Here is a 2,050-nt window from a genome sequence, read left to right as displayed (position 1 = left end):
ACCCCGATCTCCCCTGCCCCCGACCGACCCATCCCGCCGCCATCAACCCTCATCCACCCCGATCCATCCCGATCCACCCCGCCTCCCCCGTTATCGTCACGCCCCCATGAACGCAACGTGACATGATCGATCGCCCGACCCTAGTGACATACCGCGCGGTATGCGCGCAGAATCTCCGCAACCCTTACCACCGCGTAGGCAATGTCGCCCCCGGGAGGACGCCGTGCTGAGCACGATGCAGGACGTACCGCTGTTGATCTCGAGGATCCTGACCCACGGGTCGACGATCCACGGCACATCGCAGGTCACCACCTGGACCGGAGAGGCCGAGCCGCACCGCCGTTCCTTCGCTGAGGTCGGTGCGCGCGCGGCCCAGCTGGCGCACGCCCTGCGCGAGGACCTGGGCGTGGTCGGCGACGAGCGGGTCGCGACCCTGATGTGGAACAACGCCGAGCATGTGGAGGCGTACTTCGCGATCCCCTCCATGGGCGCGATCCTGCACACCCTCAACCTCCGCCTCCCGGCCGAGCAGTTGGCCTGGATCGTCAACCACGCGGCCGACCGGGTGGTCATCGCCAACGGTTCGCTTCTCCCTCTGCTCGCCCCGCTGCTGCCGCACCTCAAGACGGTCAAGCATGTGGTCGTGTCGGGGCCGGGTGACCGTTCCGCTCTGGCGAGCGCGTCCGTGCAGGTGCATGAGTACGAGGAGCTGATCGCCGGGAAGCCGACGACGTACGACTGGCCGGAGCTGGACGAACGTCAGGCCGCCTCGATGTGCTACACCTCCGGGACGACCGGGGACCCGAAGGGTGTCGTCTACTCCCACCGCTCCGTCTACCTGCACTCCATGCAGGTCAACATGGCCCAGTCGATGGGACTGACGGACCAGGACACGTCGCTGATCGTGGTCCCCCAGTTCCACGTCAACGCCTGGGGCCTGCCGCACGCCACCTTCATGACCGGCATCAACATGCTGATGCCGGACCGCTTCCTCCAGCCCGCGCCCCTCGCCGAGATGATCGAGGGCGAGAGGCCGACCCACGCCGCCGCCGTGCCCACCATCTGGCAGGGCCTGCTCGCCGAGCTCACCGCGAAGCCCCGGGACGTCTCCACCCTCGGCCAGGTCACGATCGGCGGCTCGGCCTGCCCGCCCTCGCTCATGCAGGCGTTCGACAAGCTGGGCATGCGGGTCTGCCACGCCTGGGGCATGACGGAGACCTCCCCGCTCGGCACCATCGCCCGTCCGCCCGCGCATGCGGTCGGTACGGAGGAGGAGTTCGCGTACCGGCTCACCCAGGGCCGTTTCCCGACGAGCGTCGAGGCCCGCCTCACCGGCCCCGGCGGCGAGCGCATCCCGTGGGACGGCGAGTCGGCCGGCGAGTTGGAGGTGCGCGGCCCCTGGATCGCGGGCGCCTACTACAACGGCCCGGACAGCGAACCCCTGTGCCCCGCCGACAAGTTCAGCGAGGACGGCTGGCTGAAGACCGGCGACGTCGGCACCATCTCCCCCGACGGCTTCCTCACCCTCACCGACCGCGCCAAGGACGTCATCAAGTCCGGCGGCGAGTGGATCTCCTCGGTCGAGCTCGAGAACGCCCTGATGTCCCACCCGGACGTCGCCGAGGCCGCCGTGGTCGCCGTCCCCGACGACAAGTGGGGCGAGCGCCCGCTGGCCACGGTCGTCCTCAAGGAGGGCGCCACCGCCGACTTCGAGACCCTGCGCGCCTTCCTCGCCGACGAGGGCAAGATCGCCAAGTGGCAGCTCCCGGAGCGCTGGACGGTGATCCCGGCGGTGCCGAAGACGAGCGTCGGCAAGTTCGACAAGAAGGTGCTGCGCAGGCAGTACGCCGAGGGCAACCTGGACATCACCCAGCTCTGACACCCATACGGTGGCCGGGACGGGCCGGGACGGGACGCGCTCTTCCGTGGCCGGCACCCGTCCCGACCGCCGACGCCGCGACTTCATTGCCGTGCGGCACTTTCACCGCCGTACCGCAGTGAGCCCCCACCCCAGCACCAGCCAAACCCCCGCCACCGCGCACACCCCGCC

Annotated in this window: 1 protein-coding gene; it reads left to right on the top strand. The window is 69.8% G+C overall.

The annotated features are described in order from the left end of the window. Positions 1 to 235: 235 nt before the first annotated feature. Positions 236 to 1,879 carry a long-chain fatty acid--CoA ligase gene (locus ADL12_RS21330; protein ID WP_079052188.1) on the top strand — a complete coding sequence of 548 codons (1,644 nt, stop codon included), beginning with the start codon at positions 236 to 238 and terminating at the stop codon, positions 1,877 to 1,879. Positions 1,880 to 2,050 lie beyond the last annotated feature (171 nt).

Origin of the sequence: Streptomyces regalis, assembly GCF_001509475.1 — a bacterium.
Lineage (GTDB): Bacteria > Actinomycetota > Actinomycetes > Streptomycetales > Streptomycetaceae > Streptomyces > Streptomyces regalis.
This window is presented reverse-complemented; position numbering and strand designations above follow the sequence as displayed.

Coding starts and splice junctions, on each gene's coding strand:
- ADL12_RS21330 (WP_079052188.1), top strand. CDS start 236: ATGCAGGACGTACCGCTGTTGATCTCGAGGATCCTGACCCACGGGTCG.